The 19,425-nt window shown below is 66.7% G+C and carries 12 protein-coding genes; 4 read left to right on the forward strand and 8 right to left on the reverse strand.

Annotation, left to right across the window (positions count from 1 at the left end):
* The first annotated feature begins 665 nt into the window (after positions 1 to 665).
* Positions 666 to 1,058: a hypothetical protein gene (locus VHR41_07995; GenBank protein HEX3234126.1), complete on the forward strand. Its 393-nt coding sequence runs from the start codon at positions 666 to 668 to the stop codon at positions 1,056 to 1,058.
* Positions 1,059 to 1,211: 153 nt separating this feature from the next.
* On the opposite strand, the gene VHR41_08000 is transcribed toward VHR41_07995, so the two are convergent.
* The 5 genes from VHR41_08000 to VHR41_08020 all read right to left on the reverse strand — a co-directional run bounded on the left by VHR41_08000 (position 1,212) and on the right by VHR41_08020 (position 4,928).
* Complete coding sequence (locus tag VHR41_08000; protein ID HEX3234127.1) at positions 1,212 to 1,634, reverse strand: low affinity iron permease family protein; 423 nt, start codon at positions 1,632 to 1,634, stop codon at positions 1,212 to 1,214.
* 102 nt (positions 1,635 to 1,736) lie between these two features.
* On the reverse strand, positions 1,737 to 1,883 hold the full coding sequence (locus VHR41_08005; protein HEX3234128.1) for a hypothetical protein: 147 nt from the start codon (positions 1,881 to 1,883) through the stop codon (positions 1,737 to 1,739).
* 85 nt (positions 1,884 to 1,968) lie between these two features.
* Positions 1,969 to 2,214 (reverse strand): hypothetical protein, encoded by a 246-nt coding sequence (locus VHR41_08010; GenBank protein ID HEX3234129.1) that lies wholly within the window; start codon positions 2,212 to 2,214, stop codon positions 1,969 to 1,971.
* A gap of 893 nt (positions 2,215 to 3,107) precedes the next feature.
* On the reverse strand, positions 3,108 to 3,611 hold the full coding sequence (locus VHR41_08015) for a hypothetical protein (GenBank protein ID HEX3234130.1): 504 nt from the start codon (positions 3,609 to 3,611) through the stop codon (positions 3,108 to 3,110).
* Between the two features lie 30 nt (positions 3,612 to 3,641).
* On the reverse strand, positions 3,642 to 4,928 hold the full coding sequence (locus VHR41_08020; protein ID HEX3234131.1) for a hypothetical protein: 1,287 nt from the start codon (positions 4,926 to 4,928) through the stop codon (positions 3,642 to 3,644).
* Positions 4,929 to 5,043: 115 nt separating this feature from the next.
* On the opposite strand from VHR41_08020, the gene VHR41_08025 reads away from it, so the two are divergent.
* Positions 5,044 to 6,492, forward strand: a complete 1,449-nt coding sequence (locus VHR41_08025; protein ID HEX3234132.1) for a tyrosine-type recombinase/integrase — start codon at positions 5,044 to 5,046, stop codon at positions 6,490 to 6,492.
* Between the two features lie 126 nt (positions 6,493 to 6,618).
* Here VHR41_08025 and VHR41_08030 read toward each other — a convergent pair whose 3' ends face one another.
* Genes VHR41_08030 through VHR41_08040 form a run of 3 tightly spaced genes read right to left on the reverse strand, consistent with a single transcriptional unit; the run spans position 6,619 to position 14,500 of the window.
* Entirely contained in the window at positions 6,619 to 9,207 is a 2,589-nt protein-coding gene (locus tag VHR41_08030) for a protein kinase (GenBank protein ID HEX3234133.1), read from the reverse strand.
* Positions 9,204 to 11,855, reverse strand: a complete 2,652-nt coding sequence (locus tag VHR41_08035; protein HEX3234134.1) for a protein kinase — start codon at positions 11,853 to 11,855, stop codon at positions 9,204 to 9,206. The genes VHR41_08030 and VHR41_08035 overlap by 4 nt, the downstream gene beginning before the upstream one ends.
* Positions 11,852 to 14,500, reverse strand: coding sequence for a protein kinase (locus VHR41_08040; protein HEX3234135.1), 2,649 nt, complete (start codon positions 14,498 to 14,500; stop codon positions 11,852 to 11,854). Before VHR41_08040 ends, VHR41_08035 begins: the two co-directional genes overlap by 4 nt.
* Before the next feature lie 474 nt (positions 14,501 to 14,974).
* On the opposite strand from VHR41_08040, the gene VHR41_08045 reads away from it, so the two are divergent.
* Both VHR41_08045 and VHR41_08050 read left to right on the forward strand, forming a co-directional pair.
* Positions 14,975 to 15,529: a hypothetical protein gene (locus VHR41_08045; protein ID HEX3234136.1), complete on the forward strand. Its 555-nt coding sequence runs from the start codon at positions 14,975 to 14,977 to the stop codon at positions 15,527 to 15,529.
* A gap of 3,281 nt (positions 15,530 to 18,810) precedes the next feature.
* A partial coding sequence (locus VHR41_08050) for a hypothetical protein (protein HEX3234137.1) occupies positions 18,811 to 19,425 on the forward strand: 615 nt, incomplete at its 3' end.

A 19,425-nucleotide genomic window follows, 5' to 3' on the forward strand; every position in this document is an offset into this window, starting at 1 on the left:
GCAGGCCGTGAGGGTGAGCGCGGCCGCCGTGGCGAGTACAGAAAACCATCTACGGGCAAACAGGGGCACGCCTGGCGGGAGCAAAGTAGCACTACGCCCCTCGCCTGAGGGGTATCGTTCTGACGCGGACAACTTGGGGTCCTTGGTCCGGCGATGACAGCCGGCCTTGGCAGGGAGAGGTGAACTGCTAACCCAAGCTACCGCCCGGTCCGGCCAATAGATAGTCCGACCACCGCTGGTGAACGACTTGCGCTCGATGGCGAGGGCGGGCGAACTCCCCTAACAGCCGCAGCCTCTCTACACGCCCCCATGCACCGCCCGGCCAGCTTCCGCAACGGGTGCCCGCCCTTCCGCCGCTTGTCTTCTGCTACCTGGAGCTCCACCCATCTTGTCTTTCGCATCTCGCGCAGGCTATCCAGGGTCACCTCGAACCGGGCCAGCGCCGCGGCCGTGTGTCCCTCGGGCACAAAGGTCACCACGTCGGCTTCGGCGAGCGAGCGCAGGATGGTGATCTCGGCAGGGGTCACGCTGGCTCCAGAATTGTACCAGTGTGTCCTCAGTCGAGCAGGACGGCCTATCAATCCGGCGGCCGAGTGGTATGTTTCGCCTAAGTACCGAACACCTCCTGTCAAGACCGGCCGTCTCCGCCGGATGCAAGAACTCACATGTCGTCCCCACCAGCCGCCCGCCCAGGGGCGCTTCGCATCGTCATCTGTGACTATAACGCGCTGCTGCATTCCGTCACTGGCCTGCTGCGGATGAGCGGCTATTATGTCTTTCAAGCCTACAATGGAGAAGCCGCCGAGGAGTTGTGCTCTGACCTGCACGGGATTGGACTGCTGGTGCTCAACACGGAAGGCACTGGGGTAGATACACCGGCGCTGGTCCGGTCCATCCGGAAGACCCATCCCGGGCTGCCGGTGCTTCACATCGGGACGGCGCCCATCCCCGGCATGCCCTCGAATGTGCAGCACCTGCCGGAGTCGTTCACCGCCGCTCAACTCCTCCAAACCGTGAGCGGCCTCGTGCCTGGGCCGCAGGTGGTGCCGCAGCCGTAACGTCGATGACCGGGGGGGGCAACTTTCTTCCCTCTTCGGATCCCACCGCCGATCAGGTCCCGGGCTTTTCGGCTACGCGCCGCGCTTCTACATGCTCTAGCCAAGCAAACCTTTGCGAGCAGCTTGCTGAGGCGACGCGGCGAGTTGCCGCGATCACGTGACTTCAGGTGCGCCAGTGTCCCGCTCTCCCCGCCGCAGGTCTGCCCTGGCATCCTCCGCCAAGCGGCCGTAGCCGGCCCGAATGTGGTCGAGTTCGATCTGTTCGAGCTCTTCAAGGTCGAGCAGGGCGTTATGAGCGCCCTTGGTCGCGCGAAGCAACTCGTCCAGCTTCACCTGCACGGCCTCCGCATCACGGTTTTGGGTATTCTGAATGAGGAACACCATCAGGAAGGTGACGACAGTCGTACCGGTATTGATCACCAGTTGCCACGTATCGCTGAACCGGAACAAGGGTCCTGTCACTAACCAGGCAAGGATCACAGCAACCGCGAGGATGAAAGCCGCGGGTCTGCCCGTCGCTCGTGCCGTAGTCTTAGCGAAAAGCGTAAACCGCGAACGAGACTTTGTCGGGCGCATTGTCTATTTCTCCCTTGTACCTACCATCGGCCGTTGGTGACGCCGTGCGCAAAGTATCAGGCCGCTCTCGTATGCTCGCAGCAGAGTTGACGGAAGGGGAGTTCACGACCTCAGGCCCTCCCTGAACTCCAGCAGGTGCTCGCTCATGCCCAGCACCTTCTGCGGCGTGTCCAGCCACACATAGCCGGGAGTCGGGTAGCCATCATTCGTCAGGCCGATCGGCGCGGGATGCCGCTCGAGCACCCGCACCCAGTCTCTCGGTAGACCGGGCCGTTTCTAAGCGAGCCCGGGCAGTACCCGGGCCCAGCGTTGAATCTTGTTTGACCCCTGCGTCTCACTCCGTGGCATCTGTTCTCCGCGATGGGGGCTCCGGTCGGCTTTCCGGCCCTCCACGAAACTCGAAATGCTCAGGGTTCAGCACTCGATCCCACCCGAACAGCCCACTCTCCGCGCGCCGCAGGCGCCAAGCGATCAGTTTCTCGGTGATCACCGCGGCGGCCTCCCAGACGTCCGCAGTGAGCGGCGGGTAGGCCTGGGCGAACTCCGGCCGGAGCCGGGCCTCACGGGACTCTGAGCTCATCCATCCCTCAAGCGCGGCGATGCTGAAGACTTGTAGAGGGTGCGCACGCCTTCGGGACGCTCCTCGCAGGATGGATGCGACAGGTTGTCGAGGTGCGGGCGCCGCGACGCCCTTGGCAGACGGCAAGCTTCGACCTGGTGATCACCAGCAACTGCATGCCCCACATGAGCGGTGCTGAAGTGGTGAAGCGATTACACCAGCTCTTCCGGCTCTGCCTGTCCTCCACATCGACGACCTGTCACGCCTTCCGGTCAAGACTTCCCAGAGGGCGTGCGGACACCATACGAGCCCTTCAGTATCGCTGCGCTTCAGGAGGCCGTGCGGACACTGCTGGCGGGATTCTCGTCCTTGCGAGGCTCGGGTTTTTAGGCATGGCTCGGGAGCAGATGCCTGTCCAGTATGATGCGCGACTCCTCAATTCGCCGTATGGCGCAGGCGATCAGCGCGAACGCGCTGGCGAGAACGAGGTCATGGCGGTTCTCAGGTGACTCGCTCGGGTACGGCTTCGAGGAGGTCATGCAGAAATGTACCACGAGGGACGGACCCGCGGGCTCGCGAGGGTACCGCCGACGCTCTTGGAGGCACTCTGGGAGGCGATCGATGGGCTCAGCGGCCGTCAGGTTCAGCTCGCTGGGACTGGCGAGCTTCGCGGGCGGCTCTGACCTCAGCGAGAAGGCTCTGGGATGCGGCGCGCGTCCTAGCCGCGTCAGCACAGATTTCGGCAGACCGCTCCGCGATTTCCTGGGTGATCTTCCTCAAGGCGAGAAAGGATTCAGGAGGATAACCCGCGAGACACATCTCCGCACGCTACGTCTCGCCGGCTCGCCGCTCAAGCGGGCTGTTCAGGCTATCCAGACGCTCCTAGGAGGCGCTTTGGGAGGCGATCGAAGGAACTAGGGGACCTTGGGAGCCTCAGGACAAGGACGTGCGGTAAACGGGCAATAGAAGCCCTGCTGCTCCCGCTGAACCTTCCCCGGTCTAGCCTCCTCAAGCAGTCCAGGGTAGAAGGCGCCGACATCGGCGGTCTTCACGACGAGGAACTCATACTTGTCCATCCGCAGCCGCGCGTTACTGACAGCGAAGTAATCAAAGAGTCCCCGCAGCGCCTCATCGTCGCTGGGAAAGCCCTGTTCAGCCCGGGCGGTGGCGAGCCGGACCGCCCACTCCCCGCGAAAGTCGGCCCGTTCCTCCTCCGTGAGCGGCGGGATTTCAATTACGGGGATCTCCAGCCGGCCGCCCGCGAGCCCGGCGCGCCGGTCGCACTCGTCCCGCCAGCGGGTGTATCGGCCGAAGGGGCAGAGTGAGCCGGAAATGACCTCTCCGGCGACTACGACGGTGATGGCGCGTTGGTATCCAACCTCCTCAACTTCTCGGATCCAGTGGATGATCGGATGCATGTCAGCCCTCCTTAAGGGCGGTGTCGAGGCTCATGGAAAGAGCACGCTGTCCACCGGCAGCCAGAGCGCGCCTTCCTCGGCATCTGGCCCGATGGGCGGCGGCTCGGTAGCCACATGCACCCGGCGTGGCTTGCCCCGCATCCAGTCATGGTAGGCCGCAATGGGCTTCCCGCGGGTGCGGATCGTGGTCGTTGATTCTTCAGCGCCGAGCGAGTGCTGGTAGCTCACCACGCTCCAGTCCTGGTCCGTGTCATAGTGGACCCCGTTCGCCTGGAAGCGAATCAGGTCATTCAACTGCACGGGCCAGAAGTAGCGGAGGCTCACTTCCTGGCTCGCAAACGGCTCGCAGAGGTCGCTGGCCGCCGCGTCCACCATGCGGGTGATCTCCTCCAGCGTGTCCACGTTGCTGCTCGAATCTTCTACGACCTGCATGAACCGGCGGCCATACTTTTGGATTGAGCTGGTGAGTCGGCCGGCGAGCGCCGCATCGGTGGTGCTGCTGCTCTGGTAGGTCAGCCGGTTGCCATACCACCCGCGCACCACGTTCCGGATATCGTCACCGATGAGCGTCAGGTCGCGCACGTCGAAGTATTCGGTCGGACCCAGGGTGAGATCCGGCCGGGTCTTGGTGCGGTCCGGATCGAGGAAGTAGAGTTGCGGCGCCTCGTCGCCGCCGACGTTCCGGTAGCGGAGGTCCCAGCCGATCTGGAGCGCCAGCTTCCGGAGCGCCTCGAGCATGGGCATCTGCTGCTGGTTGAACTGCTTGATGTCCCAACCCGGCGACACCGGAGTGACGAGGCTCAAGGTAGGGACGCTCACCCCGAGCGGCGGCAGGGCCGAGGCGCCGGCTGTCAGTATCTGCTGCATGACGGTCTCGACCGGCGTGCCGCCCAGAGTGCTGTAGGCTACTGAGTCCTCGATCACGCGGTTGAGCAAGAGCCCACCCCGGTCCCGAATCTGCAGCACCACCGTGTCGTCCGGCCCGGCGACGTCGATGTTGTCGATGAGGCCATCGAGCACCCGCTGCCACTCCGTCGGGTTCGGTGGCACGTCGGGGTGGGTCACGTTGGTGAGCAACCGGAACCGGCGGCCCACGTCCAGGGCGGGCGCGGGGCTATTGATCGCCGGACCCAGCATCAGCGGGGAGAGGTTGCCGTCCCCCGTCCCACGGCCCTCATGCAGACCCGGCGACTTCGTCTCACTGCTGGCTCGCGATTCACGCCAACGCTGATTCAGGAGCTGCTCACCTTCCAAGTGAAGATTGACCCACTGACGGCGCATGACAGCTACGGCAACTGGCGTCGCGAGGGGGCGCATGACGACCTCGTGTTGGCCCTCGCGGTGGCAGCCTGGCAGGCGGCCCGCTGGCGCCCGAGCACGCTGCCGATTCCCTCAGCCTCGTACAGCACTCTCTGACCAAAGGAACGCGAGTATGACTCCGCGGAAGCGAAGGTCACGGGTTTACTGGAACCACGGCCGCCTCTGGGGCGACTTCCGGGACTATGCCGCAGTGGGTGGCACCCGCGAGCCGCTCATCCCTGCAGGCGCGAAGTTGGCCACGTCAGACCCCGATCTCGCGGCTCGGCTCGCCGATGTGCGTCTGAAGGAGCTGCGCGAACTCCAGCGGGCGCAGCAGGACACGGGTCGGGTGCCGGCGCCGTCGCTCGCGGGCTTCGCTCGGGACCACCTGATCGCCAAGAAGAGGGCAGGGAACGTGACGGACGGCTGGCTTGCCGCAACCGAGGGATTCCTCAAGCGTGCGGTCGCCTTCTTCGGGGCAGAGCGGGGGCTCGACCGGATCCGACCGAGCGAGGTCCGCGGCTTCGCAGAATGGCTCACGAGCCAGCCAGCGCGGAAGCCCAAGGAGCGGAAGGAAGCGGGCTCGAGCCGGACCATGACCACCTATACGGTGCGGGCGCATCTCTTCGCGCTCTCGAACCTCTACCGGCGAGCGCAGGAGAGCGAGTTGGTGCCGGTCGGCTTCAACCCCGTTGCGGCCCTGATGGAGAAGCCTGCGGTCGTACGGAAAGAGGCAAAATGGCTGGAGGTGCACGAGGCCGCGCTTTTGCTGGAGTCAGCCAGGACCCTCCCAGTGCTCCAGACCGCCGCCGGCGCCGCGATCGGGGCGAGCCTCGCGCATCCCTTCCTCGCCACCTTCCTGCTCACCGGCGGTCGCTACCACGAGGTCCTCGGCCTGGAGCTCGATGACGTGAGCTTCGATCGGAAGACCGTCACCTTCCGCCCCAACGCCTTCAGGCGACTCAAGACCCAGACCTCCTGGCGCGTCGTGCCCCTCTTTCCGCAGCTCGAGGCGATTCTTCGGGCCTGGGTCTTCGGGCCGCGGCTCGAGGCGGGTGGCACGCTGCTCTTCCCGGCCCCTGGCTCGACTGAGATGCTGAGCGATACGCGGAAGCTGCTCGACCGGATCGCCAAGTGGGCCGGCTGGAAGCGAGGGGAGATCCGGCACCGCATTTTCCGGCACACCTATTGTGCGGCCAGGCTGCAGACGCTCGACCGCGGCGCCCCGGTGAGCCTCTACGTGGTGAGTCGGGAACTCGGCCACGGGAGCGAGGAGATGTACTCTCATCTGGGCGCTGTCCGCCATCGCTCAGAGGTGGTCGAGTACCGGGTCGAGCGGCACTATGAGCGGCTCGGCGATCAGCTCATCCGGCTCGCGTTTGACATAACTAGTGTCATAAAGCAGCCGAGCGCCGAGGCAAAAGAAGACCCCCGCGACACCCAAGTGTCGGCGGGGGAAGATCTTCCAGAGTGGGCCCGGCGCGACTCGAACGCGCGACCTCTTGCTCCGGAGGCGGGCGGAGCCAGCGCTGGCTGGCGAAAGGCAGCGCCAGCCACTGGTATCGAAGTGGTTGTACGCTGACGCGCGCTGGCCGGCGACGGTGGATGCTAGGGTGCTTGGCACTAGTTCGTCACTATGAAGGTCGCTGGTACACATCGTCGCTCAGCCCGTCGCCTGCCTCATATGCTCGGCCTACCCGGACGACGGCTATCTCCCGTTTACCAGCCGCTCGAAGCGCGGGTTGCCCCGGAGCGGGTCGAAGGTGGGGTCGATCTTGAGCCAGCCGGGCGAGATGTAGTGTCTCTGAAGCAGCGGCTCGAGCAGGTCAAGTGCCTTTTCCCGCTTGCCCACCAGGACGTATATCCGGGCGAGGAGGTGCTTAAAATCTCCCCGGAGATCCATGCTGATGGGCAGCGCCAGCGCACGCTCGCCCTCGCGGATGGCGTCGGCCTTGCGCCCCATGTAGGCAAGTGCCAGGCCCAGGTATGCGTGGGTCACGGCATCCTGAGGCACGTCTCGAAGGCGGGCCTTCAGGACGATCCGGGCCGAGTCGGCGTAGGCTCGCGCCAGCGCGGTGTCGCCCCGGAGCGCGTGCGTCTCGGCGAGCGCGATGCCCCACGTGGCACGGTCGTCACCAAACGGCGCGGGCGAAAGTTGGAGGAGCAGCCGCTGCTGCGCATCGTCCAGCACCCAGTAGAGATCGTCCAAGGTGGCGACGTAGGCCACGAGCGCGGCGGGGTCCACCTCCCGTGGCACGGCTCGGAGCACCGCCTGCCCTCCGGCCAGGTCGCCCTGGGCGAGATGGGCCTCCACCACAGCGTGGATTAGCGGGATGTCGGCCGGGGCAAGGGCGAGCCCCCGCTCGGCCGCCTCCAGCGCCTCGCGGTAGCGGCGAAGCCCGACCAGCGCGTGCACCGCGCGTGTCGCCGTCTCGACCGAGCGGGGGTCGAGCATCTGCACCTCTCGCAGGTGCTTGAGCCCCTCCTCAGTGTGCCCGAGATCAAGCTCGTTCTGGGCAACCACGACTAGGAACTGGGCGTCCTTCGGCCTGAGTTGCCACGCCCGTGTGGACTGCTCGAGTGCGCGCGTGACGTCGTGCTGAACGGAGTAGTAGTAGAACGCGAGGGCGAAGTACCCCTCGGGCAGTTTCGGCGCAAGCGCCAACGCCCGCTCAGCGGCCCTGCGCATGGCCGCCGCCCCGGCGGCCGTAGGCGCGACCCAGTACATTTGCCCGCGCGCCCGCGAGAGCTGAGCCCAGGCGAGGGCAAATGTGGAGTCAAGCGCCACTGCGCGCTCGTAATAGTCGACCGCGCGTCGCTGGGCCGCTAGGTCGCCGCTAATCGCCTCCTCGCCCTTAAGGAAGGCGTCGTAGGCCGCGAGGTTCTCCGTCGGGCGTTCGGCGAGCCGCTCGCGCTGGCTCGCGCCGAGCGCCAGGCCAAGCGCCTCGGCCACCCGGGCCGCCACGTCGGCCTGCACCTGGAACACATCGGTAAGTGGGGCCTCGAAGGGCTCCTGCCACTTGGCGGCGGCACTGGAGCCCTGGATCAGCTCGGGGCTCACCTGCACTCGGCTGGTGCTGTCGACCCGCTTCTCCCAGCGCACTTTACCCACGAGCAGGTAGTCAACGCCGAGTTCTCGCGCGATTTGCTGCGGGGACTTGGACGTCCGTCTATACTGGCCGGAGCTGTTGGAGGCGATTACCTCGAGGCCTGGCAAGGAGGTGAGCTTGCCCCGGATCGCGTCGGTCACCCCGTCGGCGAAGTAGGCATCGGTCGAGTCGCCCAGATTCTCGAACGGCAGCACCGCGAGCACCTTCACACCCCCGGTCTCCTCTACTCCTCCGTGGCTCCGCCGCCAGGCGAACAGCACGCCGAGCCCGATCAGGAGCCCGACGGCCAGGGCCATCGCAGGCACCGGCATTCGTCGCCCGGCGCGCGCGGCGGGCGTAGCTGCCGTCACGGCGGCGGTCGGCTGCAATGCCTGGGCGAATTCGGCCGCATTCGCGAATCGGTCGGCGGGGGCCTTGGCGAGCGCCCGGGTGACCGCCTGCTCGAGCGGCTCCGGCACGCTCTCACGCAGGGTGCGCACGTGCGGCACCGGCTCCAGCACGCGCTTGGCGAGAATGGCCTGCGGCGTGGGGCCGGTGAATGGTGGCTCCCCGGTGAGCATCTCGTAGAGCACGCAGCCGAGCGCGTAGATATCCGAGCGGCCGTCCACCGGGCCCCCACCAGCCTGCTCGGGGCTCATGTACGCCGGGGTGCCCACGGCCATGCCGGTCTCGGTGAGTCGGCTCTCACTCCCGGCAGCGAGCGCCTTGGCGACTCCGAAGTCGGCGACCAGCGCCTGCCCCTCACTCAGCAGGATGTTCTCGGGCTTGAAATCGCGGTGGATGACCCCTTCTCGGTGGGCGTAGTCTAGGGCCAGCGCTGTCTGGCGGGCTAACTCCATGGCGTCGTGTAGTGGGAGCTGGGCCTCGCGCCGGAGCCGGTCGCGCAGCGACTCCCCCCGCACGTACGGCATCGTGTACCAGAGCTGGCCGGCGGCCTCGCCGGAGTCCAGCACCGGGAGGATATGCGGGTGCTGCAGCCGGGCCGTCGTGCGGACTTCCCGCAGGAAGCGCTCAGGGCCCAAAGTGGCGGCGAGTTCCGGATGCAGGACCTTGAGGGCGACCGGGCGCTCGTGCTTGAGGTCCTGCGCGAGGTACACGGTGGCCATGCCACCGCGCCCAAGCTCACGCTCGATGCGGTAGCGATCAGCCAACTCGTTCCGGAGTCGCTCGCGAAGGTCTATGGTCACGACCCGTTCACCAGCCGCTCGAAGCGCGGGTTGCCCCGGAGCGGGGCGAAGTTCGGGTCGATCTTGAGCCAGCCGGGCGAGAGGACGTAGGGCATCTTGAGCAAGGGCTCGAGCTGGTCGAGTGCCTTTTCCGGCTCGCCCACGAGAAGGTAGATCCGCGCGAGCTGGTGCTGAATGTACGGCCCTGCGTAAGCGTTTTTCGAGATGGGCAGGAGCTGGACGCCCTGCTTGCCCTCCCGCACCGCTGCCGCCTTCTGTCCCAAGTAGGCCAGCGTGAGCCCGAGGAACGCGTGACTCTGCGCGTCTTGGGGGAATGCCTGAAGCTGCTGTTGACTCGCCCGCAGGGATGAGTCGGCGTACACGCGCGCCTTCGCCATGTTGCCCTGGAGGGCGTAGGTCTGGGCGAGGATGAGGCCCCAAAGCGCGCGGTCATCGTCGAACGCGCTTGGCGTGAGCCGCAACAAGAGCCGTTGCTGCGCCTCGTTCAGTACCCACATGAGGTCCGTGTAGTTTGCCACGAACGCCACGAGTGCGGTGGGATCTACCTCCTTGGGCGCTGCGTTAATGACGGCTTGGGCGCGGGCAAGGTTACCCTGTGCCAGCGGCACCAACGCCCGATCCACGCGCACCAGCAGGTTCGCTGGCAGGAGCTGCATCGCGTGATCGAGGGCTCGCTCTGCCTCGGGGTACTGGCGGGCGTAGAGCAACAGTTGCCCGAGCTGATCGGCGGCCGTGCCTGATTGGGGATCGAGCCGGGCAGCATGCTCCAAGTGCCTGCGCGCGGCCTCCCAACGGCCAAGGAAGAGTTCGTCGTACCCGACGGCTCCGAGAACGCCGGCATCGCCCGGAGCCAGGACGAGCGCGGTGCTGTCTTCGGCGTACGCGCGGGGGAGGTCTCCCGGGGGCACGACAGCGTAATAGGCCGCCAAGGCCTGGTGACCCTCGGGGCGGGTTGGGGCCAGCGACAGCGCCCGCTCCGCCGCACGGTGCGCCGCCTCGGCCTCCCCCGGGGTTGCCCTGCCAAGGCCGGCCAGCAGCCTCGCACGCGCCCGGGCCAGCTGCGCCCACGCGAGCGCAAACGAAGAATCCAGCGCCACGGCCCGCTCATACTCGGCGATCGCTTGGCGGAGACTCGGTGGGTCGAATGTGCTCATCCCCTGCGACGCGGCCTCGCCCCGCAGGAAGGCATCGTAAGCTGGCAGGCCCTGGGTGGGCTTCGCCGCCAGCTCGTGTTTGACACTGTCCCCCAGGGCCAGGTTTAAGGCCTGCGCTACCTGCCCCGCAATGTCGGCCTGCACCTGAAACACGTCGGTCAGCGCCGCCTCGAATCCCTGTTGCCACTTCGTCCTGGGGGCCGCGCCGGGTGCGACCCGGACCAGCTCGGGGCTGACCCGTACCCGGCTTGTGCCGTCCGGGTGCTTCTCCCAGCGGACGGTTCCAGTCAGCAGATACTCCGCGTTCAGCTCGCGTGCGATCTGTTGCGGAGGTTTATTCGTCCGCCGGTACTCGTTCGAGCTGGCCCTCGCAATGACGGCGAGCCCTGCCAGCTGCGACAGCTTGCCCCGGACCTCGTCGCCCACCCCGTCCGCGAAGTAGGCCTGGGAGGAGTCGCCCAGGTTCTCGAACGGCAGCACCGCCAACACCTTCGCACCGCCGGTCTCCTCTATTCCCCCATGGATCCGCCGCCGGGCGAACAGCACGCCAAGCCCGATCAGGAGCCCAATGGCCAGGGCCATCGCAGCCACCGGCATCCGTGGCCCAGCGCGGCCGTGCACTGCCACCGAGTGGCCAGCGGGCGTGGCGATCGGGGCAGCGGTGGTCGGCTGTAGGGCTTGGGCGAACTCGGTCGCACTCGCGAATCGATCGGCGGGTGCCTTGGCGAGCGCCCGGGTGATCGCCTGCTCGAGCGGCTCTGGAACGCTCTCGCGCAGGGTGCGCACGTGCGGCACCGGCTCCAGAATTCGCTTGGCAAGAAGGGCCTGCGGCGTCGGGCCACTAAACGGCGGCTCGCCGGTGAGCATCTCGTAGAGCACGCAGCCGAGAGCATAGATATCCGAGCGGCCGTCCACCTGCCCCCCACCGGCCTGCTCGGGGCTCATGTACGCCGGCGTGCCCACGGCCATGCCCGTCTCGGTGAGCCGACTCTCACTCCCGGCAGCGAGCGCCTTGGCGACGCCGAAATCGGCGACCAGCGCCTGCCCCTCGCTCAGGAGGATGTTCTCGGGCTTGAGGTCGCGGTGGATGACGCCCTCTCGATGGGCGTAGCCCAAGGCCAGCGCGACCTGGCGAGCTAAGTCCACCGCGTCGTCTAGCGGGAGCTGGGCCTCGCGCCGGAGTCGGTCGCGCAGCGACTCGCCGCGCACGTAGGGCATCGTGTACCAGAGCTGGCCGGCGGCTTCTCCCGAGTCGTGTACCGGCAGGATGTGAGGGTGCTGGAGGCCTGCAGTGGTGCGGACTTCGCGCAGGAAGCGCTCTGGCCCTATCGTGGCGGCGAGCTCTGAATGCAGCACCTTGAGGGCGACCGGGCGCTCGTGCTTAATGTCTTGCGCCAAATACACGATGGCCATACCACCGCGCCCAAGCTCACGCTCGATCCGGTAACGATCAGCTAACCCATTCTGGAGTCGCTCGCGAAGCTCCTTGGTCACGACCCGTTCACCAGCTGCTCGAAGCGCGGGTTGCCCCGGAGCGGGGCGAACATCGGGTCGAGCCGGAGCCAGGCCGGCGTGGCCCAGCCCGGCCCGGGTGCCAGCCGTTCCAGGAGGGGCAGGGCCCGCCCGGCGTCCCCCCGCACCACGGCGGCGCGAGAGTAGGTGAGCAGCTCGAAGACGCGCCAGGTCGCGTCGGGGCTGGGCCGCTCCAGGAGCACCTCACACGACCGTCGTGCCTCGCCCACCCGCCCGGCCAGAGCGTGCCCCAGGCAGAGTCCGGGCCTCCAGTAGTCCGCCGGCACCCCGGGGCGCGCTGAGTGGTGCGCCGCCAACCAGCGCCACGCCGTGTCGGCGTAGGCGCGGGCCCTACGCGTGTTCCCCAGGTAGCGGGCCGCGAGCGCGAGCGTCAGCCCCCAGTCGGCGGTGTCACCCTCCATGACCTCCGGCCGCTGGCGCAGCAGGAACGCCTTGGCGCTGTCGGGGAGCACCCACTGCGGGTCGTACTGCCGCCCGATGTACACGACCATCCGGGCGTAGCCGAGTTGGCGCTCGGCGAGGTCTAGCTCCCGGCGCGCGTCGGGGAGGTCGCCCTCCGCCGCCCGAGTCTCGATCCGCATGCGGTACCATTCCGGGTTCGAGGGGTCGAGCGCCCGCGCCCGGTCGGTGACGGCGAGCACCTCGTCGAAGCGGCGCACGTGCATCAGCGCCCAGGTCTCTAGCCAGAGCGGCAGGGTCGAGCGGGGATCCAGGGGCTGAAGCCTACGCGCCGCCTCCACCGCCCGCGCCCACTCCCCCCGCCGCACGTCCACCTCGGCGACCCCGCTCAGCAGGACCACGTCGTTCGGGGCGACCGCGAGGCCCCGGGCGTACTCGGCGAGCGCCCGGTCGAATTCCCCGCGCACCTTGTGGTACTGCCCGAGGGCGACGTAGGCCAGCGGCAGCCTCGGGTCGAGCGCCAGGGCGCGCTCGGCCTCGCCCTTCGAGCGCTCGACCTGCTCGCGCGACGTGAACCCAACGGAGTGGAAGCGCTGGTGGGTGAGCGCGAGCTCGGCCCAGGCCAGCGCGAAGGCGGAATCCCGTGCGATCGCCTGCTCGAATGCGGCGGCGGCGGCTGGCGCGTCTGTGCGGCGCAGGTCCAAGGCCCGGAGATAAGCGTCGTACGCCGCCAGGTTGTTCGTGGGGCGCGCGGCCAGCCGCTGTCGTGTGCTGTCGCCCAGCGTCACGCCGAGGGCTTCCGCCACCCGACCGGCGATCTCGGCCTGCGTCTGGAACACGTCGGTGAGCGCCGCATCGAGGGGCTGCTGCCAGCGGGTGGTGGGCGCGTCCGGGTCGCCGAGGTCGACCAGCTCGGGACTCACCTCGACCCGACTCGCCCCGCCGCCCTTCTGCCAGCGGATTTTGCCGATCAGCAAGTAGCGGACGCCCAGCTCACGTGCCACCTGGCGCGCAGACTTCCGGGTGCGCCGGTACTCCTCGCTGCTCGTGCTCGCGATCACCCGTAGCCCCGGGACGGCGGACAGCTTGCCGCGCACCGCGTCGGTGATGCCGTCGGCGAAGTAGGCGTCGGCCGAGTCGCCCAGGTTCTCGAACGGGAGAACAGCCAGCACCTTCGCGCCGCCCGCCTCCCCGACGCCCGCGTGGCTCCGCCGCCAGGCGAACAGCACGCCGAGTCCGATGAGGACGCCGAGAACCAGCGCCGTCGCGGCCATCAGAATCCGTCGCCGGGCGCGCCCAGTGGCAGCAGCCGAGCGGCGGGTGGCTGTGGCAGTCGGCGTGGTGGTCGTCGGCTGTAATGCCTGGACGAACTCCGCGGCGCTCGCGAATCGGTCGGCCGGCAGCGGCGCGAGCGCTCGGGTGACCGCGGCCTCCACACTCTCCGGTACGCTGGGTCGCGCGCGGCGCAGCCGGGGGACCTCGCCGACGAGGCGCTTGGCGATTACCGCCTGGGCCGTGGGCCCGGTGAAGGGCGGCTCACCCGCCAGCATCTCATAGAGCACCGTGCCCAGGCTATACACGTCGGTCCGGGCATCCAGGTGCCGATCCCCAGCCGACTGCTCCGGGCTCATGTAGGTCGGGGTGCCCACGCTCATGCCGGTCTCCGTGAGCCGGTCGTCGCCCCCACTCAGGGCCCGGGCGATGCCGAAGTCGGCCACGAGCGTGCTGCCGTCCTTCGTGAGGAGTAGATTCTCAGGCTTGATGTCGCGGTGGATCACCCCGTGGTCGTGGGCGTACTGGAGCGCCCGGGCCGAGTCCGTGGCGATCCGAAGCGCGACCTCCACGGGGAGCTGCTGCTCCCGCCGGAGCCAGTCGCGGAGACTCTCCCCTTCGACGAAGGGCATGGTGAACCAGAGCTGCCCGGCCGTTGACCCGGAGTCGTGCACGGTGAGGATATGCGGGTGCTGGAGGCGGGCCACCGTCTCGATCTCACGCTGGAAGCGCTCGGGGCCGAGCGTGTGAGCCAACTCGGGGTGCAGCACCTTGAGCGCCACCGGACGCTTGTGCCGGAGGTCGTGCGCCAGAAAGACCGTGGCCATGCCGCCCCGCCCGAGCTCGCGCTCGATACGGTAACGATCAGCTAAGCCGTTCTGGAGCCGCTCGCGGAGGTCCGCCACCTGGGGCCGGTGGAGTGGAGGTGAACTCAAGCATACTGCCGCGAACTACTTATGGACACGGGCAGTCGGAAGCGCGGCCATAGCGCGGGGGTGGTCGCTCGCTCCCAGCTTCCGGGAGCGGCCGCGGTAGCGCGCCTGCTTTGGGAGCCGGCTGCACCAGTCTATCTTTCACATATGCCGTCAAACCTCACGGCCAGCGGCATCTAGGGGTGTGGACTTCGCCGGTGGAGTTCGCACCCCTTCGGCATCCGAACTTGCACAAGTTCTTGCACACTGACCGAGCACACGGGAAGCCGCCGGGTGGGGTTGACGCTCGCCTCGCTTCAACTGTAGGTCATGGCGGACGCGCCGCAGTCCCGCCGTTGGCCGTGGTACTTCTCCCGTCTCTTTGGGTGGGGATTATTCGCGTTTGCACTGGCCAGCTTCGCGGGTCAGTGGGATGCAGGTACTGAGGCATGTGCCCGCACGGTCGGGGGCCTTCTACAGGTGCTCGGGCTTGCCACCGTGGCCCTCGGCATCTCGGACCTGCGACGCAGCTTCGGGCTGCCCTCGACTACGCTGGAGATGAGGGATGAAGTCTGGGAGGCCATACGTCGAACGTGGGGCGACCTGCTCCGTAAGCTCGGCAGGAAGCCTCGACCGCCGAACATAGTGGGCGTGGGGGCCGCAACACTCGGTGTAGGCACAATGCGCGCCCGGGCCCGCGTGAAGCCTGGGCCCGACGCAACGCTTTCTCAGCGCGTGGATCTGCTAGAGCGAGTTGTAGACGGACTGGAGGATCGAGCCGACAAGCTGGAGGACGACCTAGAGCAGGAAACGAAGGAGCGGAAGGACGAGGCGGCCATCGAACGGCGAGAGCGGGTCGAACAGGATGAGTGGCTGGAGGCCAGAGTTCGCAACGTGGCAACAGGCGGACTCCGGCTTCAAACCCTTGGGCTCCTCTGGCTGGTCGTCGGAGTCGTACTGGCCACTTGGTCTCCGGAGCTGGGACGGCTCGTCACCAGTCCTCGCATTGGTTGTGTGGGCCCCGTTGCCGCACCGGATAACCCGGAACCTTAGACCGCTTCAGCCAGCCGAGCAGATATCCCACTCGTTGCCGGCAATCGGGGCCGCGGCTGCTTCCCAACCCTACAGGCCCACGCGATCCTTGGCCCCGGCCTCCGCCAGCAGCGTACCCAGCACCCCCATATCCACCCTAGGGGCCGCATAGTCAAACAGCCTCGCTCTACTTATGGCCACTCGGCGTAGGCTTAGGATGATAGCAGGGGCGGGACTCGAACCCGCGGCCCCGGCATTATGAGTGCGACGCGTAGGGGCAGATCAGCGGAGCTCCCTGTGAAGGAGCGCCGTACTGCGCCAGGAACCCTCCGGTTTACTACTACAACCCCTACTACACTATGGGCTCTGCTTCCCGGGGCCAGCGGCGGCTCACCGGAGCCAGTGCACGTCCCGCAAGTCGAGTCGTAGCCAGTCGTGAACCAATTCCAGTGCTGGGAAGTGCCTGAAGACGTGATCAATGTGAGACGTAACGACAGGCGGAAACAACCATGAACTCGCACTCCTCCGCACGGCCCGTGTTCGCTCGGCTAAGGCTTGCCGATCACGATCCAGGTCCTCCCAGAATCGGTTCTGAGCCGAGAGCTCGAAGTGCACCTGCGTAGTTTCTCCAATAGAAAGTGGCCAAAACGTATAGGACATAGTCGGTAGCCCATGCTTATCGCGAGGGTCTGGCGGGCAGACATAGCCCACGATCCGAGCAGGGAGAACCGCAGCGTGTCGGAATCGATGCCGAAACTTAGGGAACCAGCGAAGGACGAATGCCGGGTAGCCGGTGGCGGCGGCTAGGTACACGCTCATAGTTCGACGAAGCACCAAGTCCGGCCCACTCGTTCCAGGGATCCATACGCCTGGCGCGTGCAACGCCTCCGGCGCGGGATATGGCGGCTCCAAGCTGTCAAGTCCTCGCTCGCGAAGGGCAGCAATTTCTTTCCGAAGCCCTGTCAGGTCATGGGGCCCCTTGAGTAACGGCTCAGGAGCATCAACGGCACGCGCCAAACCTTCCGGAAGGAAGGAGAGCCGCTCCTCAAGCATACTCAAGGAGATTGGATGGGTCGAACGCGCTGCACTCCCGCTAACTGCTAAGGCTGCCGCCCACATTTCTTCGGCACGTAGTTGACCGACTCCGGTTGGCAGCCTACGGTGACGTAAGAACTCCGAGAGCTGCTGGCGAAGCTTGTCATGTGTCCAGCGCCACGACCAAGCCTGACTAGCACCTGTCCGTGCGCTCTGGCTACCAGACCAGCCTACTGGCATGTGGAACCAGTCCACAGGACCTAGATCGCTGATCTCAGGCACGTCCGACACCCCGCGATACCAGGCTGATGTTAGCCACGGACCTTGAACGCTTACGCCAAGCGGCCGCAGGCTGCCGTTACTCTTTAGCGGAGCGATAGCCGGAGCCACTGGCCGGACCCCTTCCACCCAAGCGCGCATTGCCTTCCAAATTGACCGGCCAGCCTCTAATGGCGGTGGGGGAGCGACACTCTCATCGAAACCCCATTGAGCGACCCCCTTGTCAAGAACCCAGGACGCCAGAGCAGGCTCGCTGACTGCAAGTGGCTCCATTATTTCATCGGCGCGACGTGACAAACATGTCGCGACCGCGATCGCCAGGGGGAAACGCCATCGGTCCGCACGCTGAGTTTCCGAGATAACTTCAGAGATCGAGGGTGAGCCGCTTACCAACGCCCGCGCCGCAAACCATTCAGCAAGGATGGGCAGTGAGAAGCCGATCGTGCGACCATCGTTGATTATGAGGCCGGTCTGCTGCAGCACTCCCGCGCTATGCACGTCGTGAAGTTCGCGCACGGGCACTACGGGCGCTTCTCGGTCGGTTACCAGAGTGGCTAGTCGCTCAAGGAATGGCTCCAATGCCGCGACGTCGATTTTAGATGCTGTAAAGGCACGACTCACGAGATGCTCGACGAGATCGGCTGTGCTCTGGGGAATGAGCTGATTCTTCGACGCGATGTGTTTACCAAGGAGGATGGCGAACAGGGGTCGCCGAATCGCGTCCCTCACCGCCTTGGGCCAGTAATGGTTCATCGCGAGGGTCACGGGCACCTCTGCTACGCGCGCCACTAGGGCAACTGACTCGCTCTCGCTGAGAAGGGGAGGCTGGCGTACTTCTTCGATGCCATGCCATAGCCGAGAGGGACGACTGGTTATGAGAACCCGAGTGTTTGGCCATCCCGATGTTAGAACCCTAGCCGATTCAAGTAGGACCCTGGCACTCGACGACACCTCATCTGCACCGTCAACAACGGCGAAGACACCATCGGCCCCCACCTCGCCCAAAGGCCGAGCTGCCTACGTCGCACGTAGTTACCCAGGTGTCGCAGTGTGTCGGATAACGGGTCCCTCGCGCCCCAGGGGGTATGGAGGGGTCGGGGTCGGTGCCGTGCTGTCTGACATGGACGGAGGGGTGGATGCGGCGAGTTCGACTGGGGGCGGTGCCAGGTGAGGTGATCGAGGCTGATGCAGAGCGATTTAAGTGGGCCGTGGATACCGTGATCCAGTACAGTGGGCTGCCGCTTTCCCGAGAGGTCGTCGCCCGGTACTGCCACTGGTTCATTGGGAGGGAGTTCGGGTGGGGGGAGACACACGGGGACGTTTGGTCCAAGGGCTACCGAACCGATTGGGTGGGCAGCCTGGCTGCGCACTTTGCCGGTGGCCGCGACGAGCGCCTGCGGCGGTTCAGCCTGCACATGCACTGCAAGGAGGGGAGGCTCCACGGGAGGCCCTTTTACTGGACCCGGTTCCTAGCGATCGACATCGACCGCCGGCCAGGACAACCACCCGGCAGCCTCCGCGAACGCTACCAAGGCTGCAGGCGGGCTCTCGGCAGCGAGCCGGTTGTCGTCCGCTCGCCCCGCCGTGGACTCCACCTGTTCTTCCCGTTAGCCGTGCCGGTCTCCACCCTTGGGCTTAGCCAGACCTTCAGGTCTGACCTGCCTGTGCTGATACCGGCCGCGCTGCAAGCCGCGGGGCTGAAGGTGCGCCCCGGTTGGATCGAGGTTTTCCCCACGAGCAAGCACACCCTACGGATGCCGCTCGCGTCGGGCACCACCCAACTCGACTCCCATACTCTGGCCCCGTTGTCCGTCGTGTCCAGAGGGGACGAGATCACGCGATTGGTGGCCAGCATGGACAGGATCGCGGGGTCCAATCCTTTGGACGTGTTCGCCCTCGCGGAGCGCTGCCGGCCGCCTTCGCCGTGTCGGGGCTCGAAGTGTGCGCCTCGTGCACCGGCGCTGAGCACGCCAACGAGTGCCCGAATCGTGACCCGGTCGACCGGCAGGGTCGGCCAGATCGACGTCGATCGTCTTGAGCAGGAAGGGTTGCAGGACGGGGTAACTCGAAACGCCGCGGCGATGGCGCTGGCCAGCCGGAAGATGCTCATGCTCGGGTGGAACGAGGACAGCACTGTGGAGTTCCTGATGCACTGGACCTCGACCATGACCAACGGGCTGTCCAGCACGGCCGCCCGTCTGCCGCATGCCGCCGCGGAGGTGAAGCTCCGCAACGAGTACGTGAGGATCTGCCGGGGAATCGAACGGGGACTGGCCACGGGGAAGGTCGTCGCTCGTATCGGTGGAGGGGTCGGTCGTCCGATTACCGCCGCCGAGGCGCGCTGGGCCTTCAGCTGGACCAGCAGCATCGACGATCCGAGCGAGCGCTACCGGGTCGAGGTGTTCCTGTTCTGCATCATGGGGTTCGCGAAGGACCGCGGGCGCGTAGCCATCGGCCCGGGTCGCTTTGCGGGGTCCGACCTGATCCACGCCCAAGTCTCGTCGAAAATGATGGAGCGGTGGCCGTTCTGCGGGTCCGGCGGCTATCGGCGGCGGCTGGACTGGGCGGAGAGGTCGGGGTTCACCCGTATGGTGCTCAACTAC

The sequence above is a fragment of the Gemmatimonadales bacterium genome (assembly GCA_036265815.1).
In the GTDB taxonomy this organism is placed as follows: domain Bacteria; phylum Gemmatimonadota; class Gemmatimonadetes; order Gemmatimonadales; family GWC2-71-9; genus CAVVWJ01.

Coding starts and splice junctions, on each gene's coding strand:
- VHR41_07995 (HEX3234126.1), top strand. CDS start 666: ATGTCGTCCCCACCAGCCGCCCGCCCAGGGGCGCTTCGCATCGTCATC.
- VHR41_08000 (HEX3234127.1), bottom strand. CDS start 1,634: ATGCGCCCGACAAAGTCTCGTTCGCGGTTTACGCTTTTCGCTAAGACT.
- VHR41_08010 (HEX3234129.1), bottom strand. CDS start 2,214: ATGAGCTCAGAGTCCCGTGAGGCCCGGCTCCGGCCGGAGTTCGCCCAG.
- VHR41_08015 (HEX3234130.1), bottom strand. CDS start 3,611: ATGCATCCGATCATCCACTGGATCCGAGAAGTTGAGGAGGTTGGATAC.
- VHR41_08020 (HEX3234131.1), bottom strand. CDS start 4,928: ATGCGCCCCCTCGCGACGCCAGTTGCCGTAGCTGTCATGCGCCGTCAG.
- VHR41_08025 (HEX3234132.1), top strand. CDS start 5,044: ATGACTCCGCGGAAGCGAAGGTCACGGGTTTACTGGAACCACGGCCGC.